This window comes from Halomonas mongoliensis (assembly GCF_052496345.1).
This window is the reverse complement of the sequence record NZ_CP199288.1, coordinates 1,676,828-1,691,434: the sequence shown is the minus strand read 5'-3', so window position 1 is coordinate 1,691,434 and position 14,607 is coordinate 1,676,828. Positions and strand designations below refer to the sequence as shown.

Annotated in this window: 12 protein-coding genes; 11 read left to right on the top strand and 1 reads right to left on the bottom strand. The window is 69.2% G+C overall.

All coding sequences use genetic code 11. The features are described from left to right. Positions 1 to 139 precede the first annotated feature (139 nt). Positions 140 to 1,381 (bottom strand): phosphoglycerate dehydrogenase, encoded by a 1,242-nt coding sequence (gene serA, locus ACRYRV_RS07940; protein WP_309637191.1) that lies wholly within the window; start codon positions 1,379 to 1,381, stop codon positions 140 to 142. A 230-nt stretch (positions 1,382 to 1,611) separates the two neighbouring features. Between serA and ACRYRV_RS07935 the strand changes: the two genes are divergently transcribed. From ACRYRV_RS07935 to tssH, 11 genes are all read left to right on the top strand, one after another. After that, entirely contained in the window at positions 1,612 to 1,899 is a 288-nt protein-coding gene (locus tag ACRYRV_RS07935) for an exodeoxyribonuclease VII small subunit (protein ID WP_253447583.1), read from the top strand. After that, positions 1,889 to 2,773, top strand: a complete 885-nt coding sequence (locus ACRYRV_RS07930; protein WP_309637190.1) for a farnesyl diphosphate synthase — start codon at positions 1,889 to 1,891, stop codon at positions 2,771 to 2,773. Before ACRYRV_RS07935 ends, ACRYRV_RS07930 begins: the two co-directional genes overlap by 11 nt. A gap of 16 nt (positions 2,774 to 2,789) precedes the next feature. Beyond that, positions 2,790 to 4,730 carry a 1-deoxy-D-xylulose-5-phosphate synthase gene (gene dxs / locus ACRYRV_RS07925; RefSeq protein ID WP_444985464.1) on the top strand — a complete coding sequence of 647 codons (1,941 nt, stop codon included), beginning with the start codon at positions 2,790 to 2,792 and terminating at the stop codon, positions 4,728 to 4,730. A gap of 430 nt (positions 4,731 to 5,160) precedes the next feature. Continuing rightward, the gene (locus ACRYRV_RS07920) at positions 5,161 to 5,661 is read left to right on the top strand and encodes a copper resistance protein NlpE N-terminal domain-containing protein (protein WP_444985465.1); all 501 of its coding nucleotides are present in this window, start codon (positions 5,161 to 5,163) and stop codon (positions 5,659 to 5,661) included. A gap of 38 nt (positions 5,662 to 5,699) precedes the next feature. Further along, a complete protein-coding gene (locus ACRYRV_RS07915) occupies positions 5,700 to 6,449 on the top strand; it encodes a hypothetical protein (protein ID WP_309637187.1) in 750 nt (249 codons plus the stop codon). 59 nt (positions 6,450 to 6,508) lie between these two features. Beyond that, a complete protein-coding gene (gene tssB, locus ACRYRV_RS07910) occupies positions 6,509 to 7,039 on the top strand; it encodes a type VI secretion system contractile sheath small subunit (protein ID WP_302140161.1) in 531 nt (176 codons plus the stop codon). A 15-nt stretch (positions 7,040 to 7,054) separates the two neighbouring features. Then, positions 7,055 to 8,557 (top strand): type VI secretion system contractile sheath large subunit, encoded by a 1,503-nt coding sequence (gene tssC, locus ACRYRV_RS07905; protein ID WP_309637186.1) that lies wholly within the window; start codon positions 7,055 to 7,057, stop codon positions 8,555 to 8,557. 20 nt (positions 8,558 to 8,577) lie between these two features. Further along, a complete protein-coding gene (tssE, locus tag ACRYRV_RS07900; protein ID WP_309637185.1) occupies positions 8,578 to 9,066 on the top strand; it encodes a type VI secretion system baseplate subunit TssE in 489 nt (162 codons plus the stop codon). Next, positions 9,066 to 10,901: a type VI secretion system baseplate subunit TssF gene (gene tssF, locus ACRYRV_RS07895; RefSeq protein ID WP_444985466.1), complete on the top strand. Its 1,836-nt coding sequence runs from the start codon at positions 9,066 to 9,068 to the stop codon at positions 10,899 to 10,901. The genes tssE and tssF overlap by 1 nt, the downstream gene beginning before the upstream one ends. Beyond that, positions 10,865 to 11,944, top strand: coding sequence for a type VI secretion system baseplate subunit TssG (tssG, locus tag ACRYRV_RS07890; RefSeq protein ID WP_444985467.1), 1,080 nt, complete (start codon positions 10,865 to 10,867; stop codon positions 11,942 to 11,944). Before tssF ends, tssG begins: the two co-directional genes overlap by 37 nt. Continuing rightward, positions 11,941 to 14,589 (top strand): type VI secretion system ATPase TssH, encoded by a 2,649-nt coding sequence (gene tssH / locus ACRYRV_RS07885; protein WP_444985468.1) that lies wholly within the window; start codon positions 11,941 to 11,943, stop codon positions 14,587 to 14,589. The genes tssG and tssH overlap by 4 nt, the downstream gene beginning before the upstream one ends. Positions 14,590 to 14,607 lie beyond the last annotated feature (18 nt).

The following is a 14,607-nucleotide window of genomic DNA, read 5'->3' as shown; positions in this document are numbered from 1 at the left end:
CCGACGGGCGTTGCATCAGCGCAAGCCTAGCGCGCCTTGCCCCGGCTGCGCACTTCGACCATGGGTGCCAAACGAACGCCGCCGCGTCGAATGACGCGGCGGCGTTGGGCGCTGATGTGGAGGGCGCTCAGGCTCAGGCTCAGGCGCTTTCGGAGTAGAGCACCCGCACCTTGAGGGTGTGGTTCACCTGGCGCAGGGCCTCGAGGGCCTGGGGGCCGTAGGCCTTGTCGACGTCGATCACCACGTAGCCGACCTTCTCGTTGGTCTGCAGGTACTGGCCGGCGATATTGATGCCGTTCTCGGAGAGCACGCGGTTGATCTCGGACATTACCCCGGGCACGTTGTCGTGGATATGCAGCAGGCGGTGCTTGTCCGGGTGGGCCGGCAGGGCGACCTCGGGGAAGTTGACCGAGGTGACGGTGGTGCCGTTGTCGGAGTAGGTGATCAGCTTCTCGGAGACCTCGATGCCGATGTTCTCCTGGGCCTCCAGGGTGGAGCCGCCGATGTGCGGGGTGAGGATGACGTTGTCCAGGCCGCGCAGGGGGCTCTCGAACTCCTCGTCGTTGCCCTTGGGCTCCACCGGGAAGACGTCGATGGCGGCGCCGTTGAGCTTGCCGGCCTTGATGGCATCGGCCAGGGCCTCGATCACCACCACGCTGCCGCGGGCGGCGTTGATCAGAATGCCGCCCTCTTTCATGCGCGCGATCTGCTCGGCGCCGATCATCCACTTGGTGGAGGGCAGGTCGGGCACGTGCAGGCTGACCACGTCGGCGCGGCCCAGCAGCTCGTCGAGGCTGGTCACCTGGCGGGCATTGCCCATGCCGAGCTTGGCGACCACGTCGTAGTAGATGACGTCGAAGCCCAGGGACTCGGCCAGCACCGAGAGCTGGGAGCCGATGCTGCCGTAGCCGACGATCCCCAGGGTCTTGCCGCGGGCCTCGTGGGAATTCTTGGCGCTCTTCTGCCAGCCGCCGCGGTGGGCCAGGGCGTTCTTCTCCGGGATGCCGCGCAGCAGCATGATCGCCTCGGCCAGCACCAGCTCGGCCACCGAGCGGGTGTTGGAGTAGGGGGCGTTGAAGACCGGGATGCCGCGTGCCAGGGCCGCATTGAGATCGACCTGGTTGGTGCCGATGCAGAAGCAGCCCACGGCCACCAGCTTCTCGGCGGCGGCGAAGACCCGCTCGTTGAGCTGGGTCCGCGAGCGGATGCCGATAAAGTGGACGTCGCGGATCTTCTCGATCAGCGCCGCCTCGTCCAGCGAGGTGGTCAGGTACTCGATGTTCGAGTAGCCGGCGTTACGCAGATTGTCCACCGCGCTCTGGTGGATGCCCTCGAGCAGCAGGATCTTGATCTTGCTCTTGTCCAGGGACGTCTTGGCCATGGTCGAATCAACCCCTTCCGGCGCGAGCCGCATGCAGTGACAGGTAGGAAAAAAGAGGAGCTATTCTAGCACAGGCCAGCCATGAGCCAGGATGAAAATGGTGCGCAGCCATGATGAGCGCAGTGCAAGTTGCAACCGGGCCATGCCGGGGCAGACGACCCCCGGGGGGGAGCGTGTATACTGTCGCCTTTCTAAACGCCGCATGAGCCGGCAGCCAAGCGAGGGGAGCGATGGCGGAGCGCAGCAAGCGAGCCGATGGCCAGGAGGCGACGACGGACTTTGCCACTACCGTCGAGCGCCTGGAGTGCCTGGTGGAGCGCCTGGAGTCCGGCGAGCTGTCGCTGGAGGCGTCGCTCTCCGCCTTCGAGGAGGGCATTCGCCTGACCCGCGACGCCCAGCGCCGTCTCGATGAGGCCGAGCTCCGGGTGCGCACCCTGACCGAGGGCGCCGAGGGCAGCATGACCCTGACGCCCTTCTCTCCGGGGTCAGAAGAAGGAAAGGATGAGAGTGAACGCTGAAAGCCTGGCGGCCCGGCTGGCCGCGGATCGTGCCCGGGTGGATGCCCGGCTGGAGGCGCTGTTCGGCGAGCGCGGTGCAAGCGTGCCGCGGCTGGACGCCGCCATGCGTCACGGCGTGCTGGTGGGAGGCAAGCGGCTGCGGCCGGTGCTGGTCTATGCCGCCGGGCGCGCCCTGGGCGCGGCGGACGACGCCCTGGATGCCCCGGCCATGGCCATCGAGCTGATCCACGCCTACTCCCTGGTGCATGACGACCTGCCGGCCATGGACGACGACGACCTGCGGCGCGGCCAGCCCACGGTGCATCGGGCCTATGACGAGGCCACGGCCATTCTCGCCGGCGACGCCCTGCAGGCGCTGGCCTTCGAGGTGCTGGCGCGCTCCGCCCAGCCCCGGCTCCCGGCGATGATTCGCACCCTGGCCGAGGCCGCCGGCCGCGACGGCATGGTGGCCGGTCAGGCCCTGGACCTCGCCGCCGTGGGGGGCCACCCCGACGTGGCGGCCCTGGCCGCCATGCATGGCCACAAGACCGGCGCCCTGATTCGCGCCGCGGTGAGGCTGGGAGGCCTGGCCGCCGTGGCCGAGGAGGACCCCCGCCTGGCGGCCCTGGACGACTACGCCCGGGCCATCGGCCTGGCCTTCCAGATCCATGATGATGTCCTCGATGTGACCGGCGACGCGGCCACCCTGGGCAAGGCCACCGGGGCGGATGCCGCCCGGGACAAGCCGACCTACCCGACGCTGATGGGGCTGGACGGCGCGCGCCGCCGTTCCCGGGAGCTGGTGGAGGAGGCCCTGGCCGCCCTGGCCCCGCTGGGCGAGGGGGCCGATGCTCTGGCCGCCCTGGCCCGCTACATGATCGAGCGTGACCACTGACACGACAGATGACGCCATGAAGCTGTTCGATGAGATTCCCGCCGAGCGACCGGCCACGCCCCTGCTCGACACCCTGGACACGCCGGCTGCGCTGCGTGCCATGACCACCGCCCAGCTGGCGCAGGTGGCCGATGAACTGCGGGCCTACCTGCTCTACAGCGTGGGGGTCTCCGGGGGCCACTTCGGGGCCGGCCTCGGCGTCGTCGAGCTTACCGTGGCGCTGCACCAGGCCCTGGAGACCCCCCACGACCGCCTGGTCTGGGACGTGGGCCACCAGGCCTATCCCCACAAGATCCTGACCGGCCGCCGCGAGGCGATGCCGAGCATCCGCCACTACGGCGGCCTGGCCGCCTTCCCGCGGCGCGCCGAGTCGGAGTTCGACACCTTCGGCGTCGGCCACTCCAGCACCTCCATCTCCGCCGCCCTGGGCATGGCGCTGGCCGCCCGGGCCCGGGGCGAGACGCGGCGCACCTGCGCGGTGATCGGCGACGGCGCCCTCACCGCCGGCATGGCCTTCGAGGCCCTGGCCCACGCCGGCCACGTCGACGCCAACCTGCTGGTGGTGCTCAACGATAACGAGATGTCGATCTCGGAGAACGTCGGCGGCATCGCCAGCTACCTGGCGCGGATCCTCTCCAGCAAGCCCTACCTCACCGTGCGCGAGGGCAGCAAGAAGGTGCTCTCCCACCTGCCCGGGGCCCTGGAGCTGGCCCGGCGCACCGAGGAGCACATGAAAGGGATGGTGAGCCCGGCTACCCTCTTCGAGGAGATGGGCTTCAACTACATCGGCCCCATCGATGGTCACGACCTGCCGCTGCTGGTGCAGACCCTGCGCAACCTGCGCGATCTGGATGGCCCCCAGTTCCTGCATGTGAAGACCCGCAAGGGGCGCGGCTTCCTGCCCGCCGAGGCGGATCCCATCGGCTATCACGCCATCACCAAGCTGGAAAAGAGCGAGCCGGAAAAGGGCGCCGCGGCGGCGCCGCTTGCCCCGCCCAGGAAAAAGAAGAAGTACTGCAACGTCTTCGGCGACTGGCTATGCGACATGGCCGCCGCCGACGCGCGGCTGATCGGCATCACCCCGGCCATGCGCGAAGGCTCCGACCTGGTGCGCTTCTCCCGGGAGTATCCCGAGCGCTACTTCGACGTGGCCATCGCCGAGCAGCATGCGGTGACCCTGGCCGCCGGCATGGCCTGCGAAGGGATGAAGCCGGTGGTGGCGATCTACTCCACCTTCCTGCAGCGCGGCTATGACCAGCTGATCCACGACGTGGCGGTGCAGGACCTCGACGTCACCTTCGCCATCGACCGTGCCGGCCTGGTGGGGGAGGACGGGCCCACCCACCACGGTAATCTCGATCTCTCCTACCTGCGCTGCGTGCCCGGCCTGGTGGTGCTGGCGCCCGCCGACGAGGCGGAGTGCCGCGCCATGCTGAGCGCCGCCTATCACCATCCCGGCCCCGCCGCGGTGCGCTACCCCCGCGGCACAGGCCCGGGCGTGGCGATCCCCGCCCATCTGGAGCCCATCGCCATCGGCCAGGCCGAGACCCGCCGCGAGAGCGGCGCCGAGGCGGGGCGGCGCGTGGCCCTGCTCGCCTTCGGCAGCCTCAACGTGCCGGCCGCCGAGGTGGCCGAGCGCCTCGATGCCACCCACCTCAATATGCGTTCGGTGAAGCCGCTGGACCGCGAGGCAGTGCTCGCGGCGGTGGCGGATCACGACCTGCTGGTGACGCTTGAGGAGAACGTGGTGGCCGGCGGCGCCGGCAGCGCGGTAGGTGAGCTGCTGGCTGCCGAGGGCGTGCAGGCGGCGCTGCTCAACCTGGGGCTGCCGGACGCCTATGTGGAGCACGGCAAGCCCGCCGAGCTGCTCGCCGAGTGTGGCCTGGACGCCGAGGGCATCGAGGCCGCCATCCGTGGCCGGCTGGGCGAGGGCGATCCGCTCTCCCGCAGCGGCTGATGCTAGCCCCTGGCGAATCGAGGCCCTCCCGCTCATCGCGGCGAGGGCCTTTTTCATGGACGAGAGAATAAGCACGCCAGGTGACCGGGTCCGCGATGGTTTACATCGTGTACGATATTTCTTACATGGAATTAAGCTAATTCTTTCCTTCCCTGGGGTCAGTCTCGGCGTTATCTATCCGGACCACCTTGTTAGTCTCCCCTTGCATTGGATTCTTGCTGAATAAATAGCGGTGCCGCCCGGTCTTGACGACTGACAGTGGCCGGGCGGCGCCATCCAGCTTCTCGAATTCTCGGGCTTTTTCCGAGAAGGCAGGGCGGTCTCAGCCCCTCATTGCAGCTGATGCACCTTGCCGGCTGATTCACACCTCCAAGTTGTCGAGTGATCCACCAGGAGTCGCCTGCGTCTCGTTCAGGCGGACGATCTGCCTATGTCGTTACGTGAAAGTGATTCGGCGCTGCCGGGCATCCTGCGATGCCGGCATCGCTCATGGCACCGGGGTCTTTACCTGCCAGTCCTGCTGGCAGCCATGGGTCTTGGCGGGTGTGTATCCAGCCCCGCAGAGGAAGAAAAAGAGGCGTCATTAGAGCTCGTGACGCGCTACATCGGCGTCCTTCCCTGCAGCGACTGCCGAGTGATTCGCGCCGACCTGACCCTGCATCGCGATGCCGAGGATGGTCGACCGGCCGGGTATTTCCTGCAGCAGACTCATGTGGATGCCGTCGGCGGCGATTACACCTCGACCTTCTGGGGCGAGTGGCGGTTAAGGCCCGTCGGCGATGCGCTCCATTACCGCCTCGAGGGGCTGGAGCGGCCGGTCGTACTGCGCATCGAGGAGGAGGGAGAGCTGCTGGGCTGGGTGAACATTCGCGAATTCCGAGACCTGGAAGCCGCCTCCTACGAGCTCTGGCGTGCCGAGCCACTCCGCTAGGCCGCGGGTCTGCAGCCGTGACGGGAAGGAGCCCGACCATGCAACGCACCTTCGACATCGAGTCGTTCATCCGGCACCGCAAGCAGACGCGGGTCATCGGCGATCTGCTGCATGACCAGGCGATGGACTATCTCGCCACCCTGGGGCTGCTGATTCGCCCTCAGCTGGTCTTCGGCGAGTACCTGCAGGGGGCGCCGCGGGGCAGCGGGCGCGAGGCCCAGCACGCCTTCAAGGAGTTCAAGTCGCTCTACGAGTCGACGGCAAGCGGCGCGCCCTTTCGCCTGATCCGGGAGCTGGACGTGCCCCTGGAGATCCTCGGCTCCACCCCCCGGCTCTACCCCTACGAATATGATCTGAGGCTGGCGGGGCGGGAGACCCCGGTGCGCATCACCAGCCCGGTGCGCTGGGTGGTGGGTTTCCAGGGCTTCGAGCTTCAGCGGTTTCGGCAGGTCATTCAGGACCCCAACCGCAGCACGGCGGAGCTGTTCCGCTTCGTGGTGCACTACCTGATGCTCTTCTACTGCATCAACCGGGCGCCGGGGCTCGGGCGCCTGCTGCTGGGGCTGCGTTTCCCCCTCAGCTTCGAGACGCTGGCGGACTTCGGCGACATGCCGTTCTGCGTCCTCGGCTCCCCCGTCGCCTCGCACCTGCCGGAGGAGAGCCTGGTGCTGAGGAGCACCGAGATCGCCGGCAACGCCACCTTCGAGGAGCTGGTGTATGAGGCCGACATCGTGGAGATGGAAGACACCATCAGGGAGCGCCTGCTGAAGGCGATTGCCGAGATCTGAGCGCGCCGGCCCGGCACCGGGAGGCACACATCACATCAACCCATGAGGAAATCGACGCCATGGCGGAGAGGGATAGCACGCAACACAAGCTGGGACGGGTTCGCGCACCGCGTGTGCAGATCACCTACGACGTCGAGATCGGCGACAGCCAGGAACAGAAGGAACTGCCCTTCGTCGTCGGCGTGGTCGGCGACTACACCGGCAACCCCCTGAGCCCGCCGCCCAAGCTGAAGGACCGCAAGTTCGTCGCCATCGATCGCGACAACTTCAACGGCGTCCTCAAGGGCTTCAAGCCGCGCCTGGCCTACCGCGTCGACAACACCCTGTCCAAGGACGGCTCCCAGCTGCCGGTGGAGCTGAACTTCAACGCCCTGGAGGACTTCGAGCCCCAGAACGTGGTGAAGCAGGTCGAGCCGCTGCGCAAGCTGCTGGAGGTGCGCAACAAGCTGGCGGACCTGCGCAACAAGATGGGCGGCAACGACAAGCTCGAGGAGCTGCTCATGGACGTGCTGCAGAACAGCGAGAAGCTCAAGACCCTGGGCGAAGAGTTCGGCCGCGAGCAGGCGGTGCGCGAAGACGACGACAAGTAACGGCGGAGCGACGACATGTCAGAGAAACAACCGGAAGCCCAGGCCGCGGTTCAGGAGAGCGGGGACACCGTCTTCGCACCGCCCGCGTCGCTGCTGGACAGCATCATCTCGGAAAGCCGCGTGGCGCGTTCGGAGACCGAGCGCAGCCGGGCACGTGACCTGATCGAGGAGCTGGTGGCCCAGGTGCTGGAGGGCGAGGTGCTGCCCAGCAAGGACCTGGTCGCGGTGCTCGATGCGCGCATCGCCGAGATCGACGCCATGCTCTCCGAGCAGATGAACGAGATCATGCACGCCAGCGAATTCCAGCAGCTCGAGTCCTCCTGGCGCGGCCTGAAGTACCTGGTCGACCAGAGCGAGACCGGCAGCAACATGAAGATCCAGGTGCTCAACGCGACCAAGAAGGATCTGGTCCGCGACATGAAGTCGGCACCGGAGTTCGACCAGAGCGCGCTGTTCAAGAAGGTGTACGAGGAGGAGTACGGCACCTTCGGCGGGGCGCCCTTCGGCATGCTGATCGGCGACTACGAGTTCTCCCGCAGCCCCCAGGACATCTACCTGCTCGAGCAGGTCTCCCACGTGGCCGCGGCGGCCCATGCCCCCTTCATCTCGGCCGCCTCGCCCGAGCTGTTCGGCTGGGACACCTTCACCGAGATGAGCGGTCCCCGGGACCTCTCCAAGGTCTTCGATACCGTCGAATACGCCAAGTGGAAGTCCTTCCGCAGCTCCGAGGACGCGCGCTACGTGGGCCTGACGCTGCCCCACGTGCTGGGGCGTCTGCCCTACGGCCCGGATACCGAACCGGTCGAGGAGTTCAACTTCGTCGAGAGCGTCGACGGCCGCGAGCACAACAAGTACCTGTGGATGAACGCCGCCTACGCCCTGGGCGCCCGGGTGACCGATGCCTTCAGCCACTACGGCTGGTGCGTGGCGATCCGCGGCGTGGAGGGGGGTGGCCTGGTGGAGAACCTGCCGACCCACACCTTCCAGACCGACGACGGCGAGGTGGCCCTGAAGTGCCCCACCGAGATCGCCATCACCGACCGGCGCGAGAAGGAGCTGTCGGACCTCGGCTTCATCCCCCTGGTGCACTGCAAGGGCACCGACTATGCCGCCTTCTTCGGGGTGCAGTCGGCGCAGAAGCAGAAGCAGTACAACACCGACGTGGCCAATGCCAACGCGCGCCTCTCCGCCCAGCTGCAGTACATCTTCGCCACCTCGCGGATCGCCCATTACATGAAGGCGATCATGCGCGACAAGGTGGGCAGCTTCGCCTCGCGGACCAGCGTGGAGCGCTACCTCAACGACTGGCTCTCCCAGTACGTGCTGCTCGACGACAACGCCAGCCAGGAGGCCAAGGCCCAGTTCCCGCTGCGCGAGGCCCGGGTGGAGGTGGCCGAGGTGCCCGGTAAGCCCGGCGTCTACAAGGCGGTCACCTTCCTGCGGCCGCACTACCAGCTCGACGAGCTGACCGCCTCCCTGCGCCTGGTGGCCGAGCTGCCCCAGTCGACCCGGAGCTGATCTGCCGATCGAGGTGAACCGTGCAAGGCAAGGCCGCAAGGATGATCGTGCCGGCACTCTGGACCCGCCTGCTCGATGACGAGCCGCAGCGGGACGTGGAAGCCGATGACCGGCAGTGGAGCACCCTCGAGGAGTACAAGGCGACGATCGTTCGCGACCTGGAGACCCTGGTCAACACGCGCCAGGAGCTGCTCGCGTCGCGCCTGGCGGCCTACCCGACGCTGCGCGGCTCGCTGCTGGAGTACGGCCTGCCCGACTTCCTCGGGCGCGGCCTGCACAGCAGCGAGGACCGCCAGCTCATCCAGCGTCAGCTGGAGCGGACCATCGAGGGCAACGACGGCCGTTTTCGCAACGTGCGCGTCCGCCTGTTCGACCAGGACCGGCCGGATCGCCTGCTGCGCTTTCGCGTCGATGCCCTGCTGGTGCTGGCCGATGCCGCCCAGCCGGTGGCCTTCGATGCGGTGCTGCAGGCCGAAACCCAGCGCTACAAGGTACAGAACCTGACCTGATGCTCGACGAACTGCTGCCCTACTACGAGAAGGAACTGTCGCACCTGCGCTTTCTGGGCCGGGAGTTCGCCCGTGAGTACCCGAAAGTCGCCGCGCGCCTGCAGCTCGAGGAGGACGGCTGTGCCGATCCCCATACCGAGCGCCTGATCGAGGCCTCCGCCTTCCTGTCGGCGCGGGTCCACAAGAAGCTCGACGACGACCTGCCGGAGATCGTCGAGGCCTTCCTGGAGGTGCTCTACCCCCACTACCTGCGGCCCACCCCGTCGCTGTCGATCGTCCAGTTCGACCCCGGTGAGCGCGCCACCCTGGATTCGCGCTACCGGGTGCCGCGCCACAGCGAGCTCTTCTCCCGCCCGGTGGGCGGCACCGCCTGCCGCTTCCGAACCTGCTATGACGTCACGGTGTGGCCGCTGCGCGTCCAGCAGGCGAGCTTCTCGCTGCTGGAGCGCTCCGCCTTCAACGGCCGCGATCGTGACGGCGTCGCCCGCCTCGACCTCGAGCTGGAGACCCTGGCCGACCAGGCCATCGGTCCCCTGGGCATCGACGGTCTGCGCCTCTTCCTGGACGGCGAAGGGGCGCTGATGCACCCCCTCTACGAGCTGCTCTTCAACAACTTGGCGCGGCTCAGCCTCAGCTTCGAGGAGGGCGGGCGCCGGCGGGAGCTCAACCTGCCCCTGGATGCCCTGCGCCCGGTGGGCTTCGCGCCGGAGGAGGGGCTGGTCGACTACGACGAGCGCTCCTTCCTGGGCTACCGCCTGCTGCACGAGTATTTCGTCTTCCCCGAGAAGTTCATGTTCTTCGACCTCGAGGGACTCGCGCGGCGCCTGGCCGGGGTGACGGGCCGCCGCTTCCGGCTGCACTTCCTGTTCGCCGACTACGCCCAGGGCGAGCGGCTGTCGCGGCTGGCCCAGAACCTGGGGCGCCACCACTTCCGCCTGGGCTGCACCCCGGTGATCAACCTGTTCCGCCAGCAGGCCGAGCCCATCCGGCTGACCCATACCCAGCACGAGTACCCGGTGGTGGCCGACGTGCGCCATCCCCACGGGGTCGAGATCCTCTCCATCGACCGGGTGACGCGGGTCCGCAAGGGCGCGGAGCGCGACGAGGTGACCCTCTGCCACCCCTTCTTCGCCCCCCGCCGCCGGGAGGGAGGCGAGGCGCCCGACTACTGGACCGCCCGCCGCCTGCCCTCCGAGCGGCGCCGCGACCGGGGCACCGAGATGCGGCTGCGCCTGGTGGACCGCGAGCTGACCCGGGTCGAGGCCGAGAGCGACGTGCTGAGCCTCAAGCTCACCTGCAGCAACCGCGACCTGCCCCAGCAGCTGAGCTTCGGCCACCCCCAGGGGGACTTCACCCTGCCCCGGGAGCAGGTCGTCAAGGCGATCCGCTGCCTGCGCAAGCCGACCCCCGCGCTGCGTCCCCCACTCGGCAAGGGGGCGATCTGGCGGCTGGTCTCGCACCTGTCGCTGAACCACCTGTCGCTGGTCGCCCGCGGTCGCGAGGCGCTGCTGGAGATGCTGACGCTCTACAACTACCGCGATACCGAGGCGACGCGCCGCCAGATCCACGGCATCACCGCCATCGACAGCGCCCCGACCATGACCCGCATCGGCCACCCCCGGCCGGCCTTCGTGCGCGGGCTGGGGATCACCCTGGAGCTCGACGAGCAGCAGTTCACCGGCAGCGGCATCTACCTGTTCGGCACTGTGCTGGACCATTTCTTCGGCCAGTACTGCTCGATCAACAGCTTCACCCAGCTGACATTGCGCAGCCGTCAACGCGAGAAGGAGGTGGTGACATGGCCGCCCAGAACCGGCTCTCAGCCCCTGGTCTGATCGACCGCGCCCGGGCCGAGCCCTACCGGTTCGGCTTCTTCCAGCTGGTGCGCCTGCTGAGGCTCCACTACAGCCACCAGGGGCGCCTCGACCCCGAGTCGCGGCCCCACGAGGACCCGCTGCGCTTCCGCACGCGGCTGTCGCTGGCCTTCCCGGCCAGCGAGGTCGCCGATCTGCGCTTCGAGAGCCCGCGCCGGCTGTCGCCGCTGGAGCAGCCGCTCACCGAGGTCCAGGTCACCTTCATGGGGCTGGTGGGGCCCTCCGGCGTGCTGCCGCGGCCCTATACCGAGACGCTGATCGAGCGCCACATCCAGCTGCGCGATGGCGCCGCCCATGCCTTCCTGGACCTCTTCTCCCATCGCATGACGGCGCTCTTCTACCAGGCCTGGCAGAAGTACCGCTTCTTCATCGAGTACGAGCGCAAGGGCGAGGCGGACCTCGAGCGCCAGCTCCACGCCCTCGTCGGGCTGAGCGAACGCGGCAGCCGGCTGCTGACCCACCGGCCTGCCGAGCAGCAGCCCGAGGCCAGCCTGCCCCGGGAGCTGCTCGGCTACTTCGCCGGCCTGCTGGCCCAGCGCCCGCGCAACGCCCAGAACCTGCAGACGCTGGTGGGCGTCACCTTCGGCGTGCCCTGCACGGTGCGCCCCTTCCGGGGGCGCTGGCTGGCGATCCCGGTGCGGGAGCGCTCGCGGCTGGGCGCCGGCAACGCGCGGCTGGGGGAGTCGGCCGTGGCGGGCAGCCGGGTCTGGGACTACCAGTCCTGCGTCGCCATCGTCCTGGGCCCGCTCTCCCGGGCGGCGTTCGAGCGCTTCCAGCCCGGCCGCCCGGACCATGCCCGGCTGGTCGCGCTGACCCGCTTCTATCTGGGGGCCGAGCTGGACTTCGAGCTCGAACTCGAACTCGAGGCGGCCCAGGTGCCGGCGGCCAGGCTCGGCGGCGACGACGGCGTCTCGCTGGGACGCCAGGGCTGGCTGGGCCGCCGCGCCCACGCCCGCAACGCTCGCGCCACCTTTCGAATTCCCTTCAATGGAGCCACCACGTGAGCCTCAAGACGCTGTTTGCCAAGCTCAATGACGTCAGCCGCAGTGCCATGGAGGAGGCGGCCGGGCTCTGTCTCGCCCAGCGCCAGTACGAGGTCGATATCGAGCACCTGCTGCTCAAGCTGCTCGATGCCGATGACAACGACGTGCTGCGCCTCGCCCGCCACTACGAGCTGGCCCTGGATCGCCTGGCCGACCAGCTCGACCGGGCGCTTCAGACCTTCAGGACCGGCTGCTCCCGCACCCCGGCGCTCTCGCCCCACATCACCCGGCTGATCGAGCGCGCCTGGGTGATCGCCTCCATCGAGCAGCAGGTCACCCGCATCCGCAGCGGCCACCTGCTGCTGGCGCTACTCGGCGACCAGGAGCTGCGCCGTGCGGTGGTGGAGAGCGCCCCGGAGCTCGAGCGGCTGCCGGTGGACGACCTGCGCCTGCACTTCGACGCCCTGCTGGCGGGGAGCCCCGAACAGGCGGGCGGCCAGGGCGAGGCAGCTGCCGCCGACGAGGGCCCGGCGCGGCGGCGCGGCGGCAAGACCCCGGCGCTGGACCAGTACACCCTCGACCTCACCGCCAGCGCTCGGGCGCAGCGCATCGACCCCGTGCTGGGGCGCGACGGCGAGGTGCGCCAGATGATCGACATCCTGACCCGCCGCCGCCAGAACAACCCCATCCTCACCGGCGAGGCCGGGGTCGGGAAGACCGCGGTGGTGGAGGCCCTGGCGCTGAAGATCGCCGCCGGCCAGGTGCCCGAGGCCCTGGCCGGGGTCGAGCTGCGCACCCTCGACCTGGGGCTGCTGCAGGCCGGGGCGGGCGTGAAGGGGGAGTTCGAGCAGCGCCTCAAGAACGTCATCGAGGAGGTCAGGGCCAGCCTGCATCCGATCATCCTGTTCATCGACGAGGCCCACACCCTGATCGGCAGCGGCGGCCAGGCCGGCCAGAGCGACGCCGCCAACCTGCTCAAGCCCGCCCTGGCCCGGGGCGAGCTGCGCACCATCGCCGCCACCACCTGGGCCGAGTACAAGAAGTACTTCGAGAAGGACGCCGCCCTGGCGCGCCGCTTCCAGGTGATCAAGGTCGAGGAGCCCAGCGAGGCGGTCGCCATCGACATGCTGCGCGGCCTGGCCGGGCGCATGCGCGACCACCACGGCGTCGAGGTCCTCGACGACGCCGTGGTGCAGGCGGTGCGCCTCTCCCACCGCTACATCAGCGGGCGCCAGCTGCCGGACAAGGCGGTCAGCGTGCTCGACACCGCCTGTGCCCGGGTCGCCTTGGGCCAGGCGGTGGCCCCGGCCGAGCTGGAGGACGCCCGCCAGCGGGCCCGCGACCTCAAGACCGAGCGGGACGCCCTGCGGCGCGAGCAGGCCCGCGGCGAGAGCGGCCACGAGGCCCGCCTGGCCGAGCTCGACGCCGCGTTGGCGGAGCTGGCCGGGCGCATCGAGCTCCTGGAGGCGGAGTGGCAGCGCCAGCGCGAGGCCCTGGCGGCGATCCGGAACGCCGAACAGGTGCTGGCCGAGGCCAGCGATGACGAGAGCCGCCAGGCCGCCCGCGCGGACCTGGTGGCGGCGCGCCAGGCGCTGCGCGAGCTGGCCGGCGAGCGCCCCCTGGTGCATGCCTGCGTCGACGGCAACGCCATCGGTGCCGTGGTCGCCGCCTGGACCGGCATTCCCCTGGGCAAGATGCAGCGCGACGAGATCGACACCGTGCGCCGCCTGCCGGCGCTGCTCGGCGAGCGGGTGATCGGCCAGGACCACGCCCTGGTCGAGATCGGCAAGCGCATCAGCCTCTCCCGGGCCAGGCTCGAGGACCCCGACAAGCCGGTGGGGGTCTTCCTGCTGCTCGGCCCCAGCGGCGTGGGCAAGACCGAGACCGCCCTGGCCCTGGCCGACACCCTCTACGGCGGCGAGCGCAATCTGGTCACCATCAACATGTCGGAGTACCAGGAGGCGCACACCGTCTCCTCGCTCAAGGGCTCGCCGCCCGGCTACGTCGGCTACGGCGAGGGGGGCGTGCTGACCGAGGCGGTGCGCCGCAAGCCCTACAGCGTGGTGCTGCTCGACGAGGTGGAGAAGGCCCACCCGGACGTGCTGGAGCTCTTCTTCCAGGTCTTCGACAAGGGGGTCCTGGAGGATGGCGAGGGGCGCGAGATCGACTTTCGCCACTGCGTGATCCTGCTCACCTCCAACGTCGGCACCGACTGGATCATGGAGCGCTGCCTGGCGGCCGAGACCGACGAGACGGCCGACGCTGCCCCCCGTCCGGACCCCGAGGCCCTGGTCGAGGAGATGCGCGACGCCCTCAACGCCGTCTTCAAGCCGGCCTTCCTGGGACGCCTCAAGGTGGTGCCCTTCTACCCGGTTCAGGGCGAGGTGCTCGAACGCATCGTCGCGCTCAAGCTGGCGCGCCTGCAGCGGCGCTTCGAGGCCAACCACGGCGCCCGCCTCACCTTCGATGCCCCCCTGGCCGCCCATATCGCCGCGCGCTGCACCCAGACCGACAGTGGCGCCCGCAGCATCGATCACCTGCTCACCGGCGCCCTGATGCCGCAGCTCGCCGAGCGGGTGCTGGCCTGCATGGCCGAGGAGGCGCCCATCGAGAGCATTGCGGTGGGCGTGGATGAGCAGGGCGACTTCACCTATCGCCTGGCCTGACGGACACCCCGAGGAGCG